Source organism: Pseudanabaena biceps PCC 7429 (assembly GCF_000332215.1).
Lineage (GTDB): Bacteria > Cyanobacteriota > Cyanobacteriia > Pseudanabaenales > Pseudanabaenaceae > Pseudanabaena > Pseudanabaena biceps.
Genome location: NZ_ALWB01000302.1, coordinates 1 through 5,154 on the forward strand (window position 1 = coordinate 1; position 5,154 = coordinate 5,154).

Consider the following 5,154-nt stretch of genomic DNA (forward strand, 5'->3'; position numbering starts at 1 on the left):
GGTTTGCCGCGCGGAGCGCGGCAAACCTCTTTTGGGTTTTATGTCTTACAGTTGGCGGCAGCTATATAGCAGCTATATAAATGTCGCCTGTACTAGGATATAAAAATAGTTAACCCTGACTTGCGGCGCTCCGCACCAGCAATCAGGTTTAACTATAGGGTTAATTATTTTATGGGTCGCCCGGGATTTGAACCCGGAACAAATCGGTTAAAAGCCGAGTGCTCTACCATTGAGCTAGCGACCCTTGGGAATTAAGCTTGTGAAAACTTATTTGTACTTTTGTGTTTTTTTAGTACATCTGTCGTTCACGCGCTTAGCTAGTCTAACACAGGTTTAGCAAATTACGCCAGTCAAACTAAAAGGTCTTACCTCAGTAATTTTTATACTAATAGTCTTACCGATTAGTTCCGCTAATGATTGCCCCGTTGTGTTCTCTGTAAAGGCAATACGATTGGTACGAGTGCGCCCCATAATCTGTAGGGGGTTCTTGTGGTTTGTCCCTTCGATCATGATTTCCTCAATGCGTCCTGCATAGCGCTGAGAGCGCTCGGCGGCATTTTGATTGACTACATGGTTCAACCGCTGTAAGCGATCGCTTTTGACGGTCTCACTTAATTGATCGTCCCACACAGCCGCAGGTGTCCCGGGACGAGGAGAATAGGCGGCCGTATTAACCAGATCGAAACCAATGTCATTTACCAATTGCACCGTCCGCTCGAACTGCTCCTCGGTTTCCCCAGGAAAGGCAACGATCGCATCCGCAGTAATGGCTGCATCGGGCATAATTTCACGGATATCCTCAATGATGCGGCGATAGCGCTCATGGGTATAGCCCCTAGCCATGGCTTTCAGGATATCGTTGTCACCAGACTGGAAAGGGATATGGAAATGTTCACAAATCTTGGGCAATTCGGCACAGGCTTTAATCAGTCGAGAGCTAAAGTAGCGCGGATGACTGGTGGCATATCTAATGCGATCGATGCCTTCAATGTCATGGACATAGTAGAGTAAATCGGTAAAAGTAATCTTGCCACCCACACCCGCACCGATACCACCTGCGGGTAAGTCACGCCCATAGGCATCGATATTTTGCCCCAGCAACGTAATTTCTTTGTAGCCTTGGGCAGCCAGCTTTTCGATCTCTTGCCGAATTGATTCGGGTGTACGCGACTGCTCTCGCCCACGCACTGAGGGGACGATGCAATAAGTGCAGTTTTCGTTGCATCCATAAATAATATTTACCCAAGCTGCTACAGAGCTATTGCGGCGTGGAGTAGTAATATCTTCTTCGATATAAGCTTCTTCGGTAGCCGCAACTTGATTGCCATTAAAAACCTGTTCGAGCAAATGCCCAAGGCGGTTTACATGCTGAGGTCCCATAACTAGGTCTAGTTCGGGAACTCTTCTTAATAAAGCTTCGCCTTCCTGCTGCGCGACACAGCCAGCCACGACAAGGGTTAAGTTAGGATTATCGCGTTTGCGTTTAGCTTGTCTGCCCAAATATGAGTAGACCTTTTGTTCGGCATTATCGCGAATGCTACAGGTGTTATACAAAATCAGATCGGCTTCTTCGCTTTCCTCCGTTGAATGATAGCCCATATCCTCTAAAACGCCTGCCATGCGCTCGGAATCGGCTTTGTTCATCTGGCAGCCGAAAGTAACGATGTGATATTTCTGGGGATTCTGAACAGTCATGAACGTGTTTAACCAAGCCGAAAAGATTGCTGTCCTATTCTAATATCTTTCCGCTTATTTGGGGGGAGATCGACCTATGTTGCCCGCATTGCGGGCAACATAGGCCTTGATGTTTAGCTATTTAACTTTTAATTCTCACTTTTAATCCATACTGACACCGAGCCCCCAGTACAACGAAACTCACCCCATCCTTCATCATTTGTGCTGACGGGCTCTTCAATATGCTCAGTGATATCGATATAGGTACTGTTAGGGTGTCCGATATTCATCCATTTACGACCTTCCTCACTATTACTCATAACTACCGCCATACCATCAGGATGTTCCTCATCTCCCAATCTCGTCCAGCCAATTGTATTAGGATGATCGAAATAATCGATTTGATCGCCATAGGCATAGGTTTGTCGAACTGACAGAAACTTATCTAGCAACCATTGATGACTCTCAATCCAGATTTCGTACTCATTCCCATCTTTGCCCCAGTCTTTATAATGGGCTCCATAATAGTCCGCATAAAAGATACAGGGATATCCTTCACGACGCAGCAAAATCAGGGCATAGGCAAGAGGTTTGAACCAAGCCTCAACAATCGATTCTAGGGACTGTAAAGGTTGAGAGTCATGGTTATCGACCAAGGTAACTGCAAGTGTTGGCTGCACCTTCACCAATGTATTATCAAAAATTGTACTGAGGTCGTAGTTCTCACCCGCTTGACTCGCAAGATGGAAATTCAAATGCAAAGGTGCATCAAATAAATCGACTTTGCCTTCGGTAACGGCGATAAAATTATTCAGAGCTTCAACTTCGTAAGACCAATATTCGCCTACCGCATAGAGATCGCGTTTTGCATGGTGGCGCACATGTTCAAGCCATTCCTGAAAGAACCCAGCGGATACATGCTTGACAGCATCAAAACGGAATCCATCCACATTGGTCGTATCATAATTCCATTCTCCCCAATATTTGAGTTCTCCTTTTACTTCCGAGTTTTGCATGTCAAGATCGCATCCCATCAAGTAGTCGAAATTCCCCTTCTCTTGGTCTACATCGGTATCAAAAGACTTACCCTTTATCAAGTAAATGGCATCCTCGCTCTCATTATAGACGTTGTAATCGATCGCATCAAAATGCCACCAGTGCCATTCCATTGTCGAATATTTACCTTTGCGCCCCTCAAAGGTGAAGTGAGTCCAAGCTTTGATCGTTTGATATTCCCCGATTGGTTGATTGCGATCCTCAGTACTGAGGGGTATTGCTTCCACCTCTTCGGCGCGATCGGCTCCGAGCTTATGGTTAAAGACCACATCAGCATAAATACTAATTCCCGCCTTTTGTGCTATATGAATGGCGCGAACATATTCATCCTTAGTACCATACTTAGTTCTCACCGAACCCTTTTGATCGAATTCACCAAGATCGAACAGATCGTAAATGCCATAGCCCACATCCATCCCACCACCTGTTCCTTTATAGGCAGGGGGGAGCCACAGAGAAGTAATCCCAATTTTGGCTAATTCCTCCGCCTTCTCGGCAACTTGATTCCACAAACTACCATCATCAGGCATATACCAGTGAAAGTACTGCATCATCACACCATTCCGATCAGACATGGTTTTATTCCTCTATAATAATGACTAATAATGATTAATAAATAGCTGGCATGATTAAAACCTAGAATTCAAACCTACAGCACATGCGCAGCGTGCGCTACAGGTTTGGAGGCTTTATATTTAATTGCGCCTAGCTACTTAACGACTGAAATAGAATTAAGTAATTAGACATAGAAAAACTGAAAATCAAAAAACGCGAATAGATTATGTGGTAAGAATTGCGCGATCTAGTTTCTGTTTTTGACTATGCCAAACTATTTAAGGACAAAGCAATGCTTGCGTAATCGCAAAACTAACGAAGAAATTAATTCTTAAAGTTTGAGTTGAAGGTAATCTACGAAACGAGCCTAACCTATTCTCACAGGTTTCAGCTTCGTCCTATAGTTGGAAGGAATTTAGGATGTCGATCCACCAAAAGACATATGACCAATTAATTATATCAGTTTATATCAGTATTGTTGCGTTTTATGTAGTAATCCATCAAATCGCTCATTTCATTCAATAAATCAATCATTACTCAGTCATAGTAATTACAAGGCAAGACATCAATGACAAATAGGAATGAGGATATTAGCTATGAGTTTACAAGAAAGAGCTAAGGCGACTGCTAAAAATATTGAAGGAAAGATTGAAGAAGTCGTAGGCGATATTACTGGTGATACCGCAAAACAAACTGAAGGAAAAGCAAAACAAGTTGAAGCCCATGTTCGCAATGCATCTGAAGATGTCAAAGACAAGGCTAAAGAGGTTGCTGAAGTTATCAAAGATAAGGCTCAACATGTCGCCGACGGTATAAAAGATAAAGCTAACAAGGCTAAAGATAAAGCTAATTAATGTCAGTTAGTCCGAGCAATATATCTTTAGTGTATTTAAAGTATGTTTAATATTTTTAGTTTTTTAAAGATTTTAAATTATTAAGAATATTAATTATATCGCTTAACTATATTGCTTACTTTCTCCAAGGATTTTGTTGATTTATCCTTATCTAAGGAGATTATTTTCAATTGTTTGTCAACCCATTAGGAATTAATTAGGAACTCACATGCTTTTACAAATTTGCCGATCGCTTCTAACTGTTGGTTTGCTTTCACTATTCTCCTTTGGCTTAGTATTTATGCTTCGCGTTGAGAATCTATATGCAGCAAATCCAGTAGAAATTATAGCGACTCAAGCAAGGTTCTATTCTCCTTCTACTTTGATTGCTACGGTAGAGAGAGTAAGAGCTACGACTAAAGATATCGAAGGAAAAGTGCAAGAAGCGATCGGCAATGTGAAAGGCGATCCCCAAGATCGGCTTATTGGAAAAGCAAAGCAAGCGGAAGCAAAGACTCGCAATCTGGTGGAAGATGCTAAAGACAAAGTTAAAGGCATGTTTGAATAGTTCGGCGAACTTAATGCAGAAAAGGATGTAAATATATGAATTTCATTTGGTTTATTTTAATTGGTTTGGCTGCTGGTTAGCTGGCAGGACAGCTGGTGAGAGGCGGAGGTTTTGGATTGCTTGGAGACATCATTGTTGGTGTGATTGGTGCATTACTTGGCGGATTCCTCTTCAGTACTTTTGGGGTAGCAACAGGTGGTGGATTAATTGGTAGTTTGATTGTTGCCACGATTGGTGCAGTTGTACTTCTCTTTGGATTGCGTCTAATTAGGTCAGCTTAGGTCAGCGTAGTAGATAGCTAAGTAATACCAAAGCTCAAAATGGCTACGCCATTTTGAGCTTTGAAAACCCTTACTGGGTTTGGTTTTCAATCCACAAAAGTGTTGTCACACTTTCGTGAATTGGTATAAAAGGACTGTTGTCTAAAAAGAGTTAAAAAAGGGCTGTAAGTTTTAATCAGGCAATTGT

5 protein-coding genes and 1 tRNA gene are annotated in these 5,154 nt (G+C 42.4%); 3 read left to right on the plus strand and 3 right to left on the minus strand.

Going from position 1 to position 5,154, the window contains the following annotated elements:
- Nucleotides 1-172 precede the first annotated feature (172 nt).
- The 3 genes from PSE7429_RS21250 to PSE7429_RS21260 all read right to left on the minus strand — a co-directional run bounded on the left by PSE7429_RS21250 (nt 173) and on the right by PSE7429_RS21260 (nt 3,305).
- A tRNA-Lys gene (locus PSE7429_RS21250) sits at nt 173-244 on the minus strand.
- An 89-nt stretch (nt 245-333) separates the two neighbouring features.
- Complete coding sequence (miaB, locus tag PSE7429_RS21255; RefSeq protein WP_009629431.1) at nt 334-1,695, minus strand: tRNA (N6-isopentenyl adenosine(37)-C2)-methylthiotransferase MiaB; 1,362 nt, start codon at nt 1,693-1,695, stop codon at nt 334-336.
- Nucleotides 1,696-1,823: 128 nt separating this feature from the next.
- Complete coding sequence (locus tag PSE7429_RS21260) at nt 1,824-3,305, minus strand: alpha-amylase (RefSeq protein ID WP_009629432.1); 1,482 nt, start codon at nt 3,303-3,305, stop codon at nt 1,824-1,826.
- A 576-nt stretch (nt 3,306-3,881) separates the two neighbouring features.
- On the opposite strand from PSE7429_RS21260, the gene PSE7429_RS21265 reads away from it, so the two are divergent.
- From PSE7429_RS21265 to PSE7429_RS21275, 3 genes are all read left to right on the plus strand, one after another.
- Complete coding sequence (locus PSE7429_RS21265) at nt 3,882-4,139, plus strand: CsbD family protein (RefSeq protein WP_009629433.1); 258 nt, start codon at nt 3,882-3,884, stop codon at nt 4,137-4,139.
- A 208-nt stretch (nt 4,140-4,347) separates the two neighbouring features.
- Nucleotides 4,348-4,686, plus strand: coding sequence for a CsbD family protein (locus tag PSE7429_RS21270; protein ID WP_009629434.1), 339 nt, complete (start codon nt 4,348-4,350; stop codon nt 4,684-4,686).
- A gap of 80 nt (nt 4,687-4,766) precedes the next feature.
- Nucleotides 4,767-4,967, plus strand: coding sequence for a GlsB/YeaQ/YmgE family stress response membrane protein (locus tag PSE7429_RS21275; RefSeq protein WP_407681167.1), 201 nt, complete (start codon nt 4,767-4,769; stop codon nt 4,965-4,967).
- The last annotated feature ends 187 nt before the right edge of the window (nt 4,968-5,154 follow it).